Origin of the sequence: Prevotella sp. Sow4_E9_plate (genome assembly GCF_052116205.1) — a bacterium.
GTDB lineage: Bacteria > Bacteroidota > Bacteroidia > Bacteroidales > Bacteroidaceae > Prevotella.
On sequence record NZ_JBQKLN010000129.1, the window covers coordinates 1 to 681 of the forward strand.

General features: G+C 43.2%; 1 protein-coding gene. It reads left to right on the plus strand.

The annotated features are described in order from the left end of the window. On the plus strand, window positions 1-612 hold a 612-nt coding region (locus ACTQ53_RS17545; protein WP_441934602.1), incomplete at its 5' end, for an IS66 family transposase. Window positions 613-681: the final 69 nt, after the last annotated feature.

Consider the following 681-nt stretch of genomic DNA (forward strand, 5'->3'; position numbering starts at 1 on the left):
GCATACCTTTACTTCAATAAGTTGAAGGACTGTACTCATGTATGTTGCTGGTCGCACGTTAGAAGACTGTTTGTCTCGGCGAGTCGTGACTACAAGGATACCTTGGCACAGGCATTCATAGACTTGATCGGTATATTATATAAGGTCGAAGTTGAAAATCAAGTGTTGGGTCGCACAGAAAAAGAGATAGTCAAGCATCGAGGTGAGGAATCCCTACCAGTTTTACACGACCTCTATCAGCAAGCGACGGCACTGTTGAAACAGTTTGAGAAAAACAAGATTAAGCTCTCTGCTAAGTTACAACAAGCCTTGACATATATGACCAAGCATTGGGAAGAGCTGATGGCATATACTAAGATAGGCAGCGTCTTGATAGACAACAACTGTTGTGAACGCGCAGTCCGCCCATTCACAAATCTCCGAAAGAACTTCGGTGGATTTAGCAGTGAGCAGGGTGCCAGAGTCACAGCAACCTTCCTTACTTTCGTTGAAACCTGCAAGCTAATGGCAATGGCTCCACTGGATTTCTTCAGGGGATTCTTTGACATGATTGTAGCTGGAAGAAGGGATTATGCCTTGATGACAGAGGCACTTTTAGTTAAACCTGTTTAAAAATCAGAAAAGTCCAATTTCTTAAAATACTCTGTATCCCCAGTAAACACTGGGGATGGAGTTGTATTG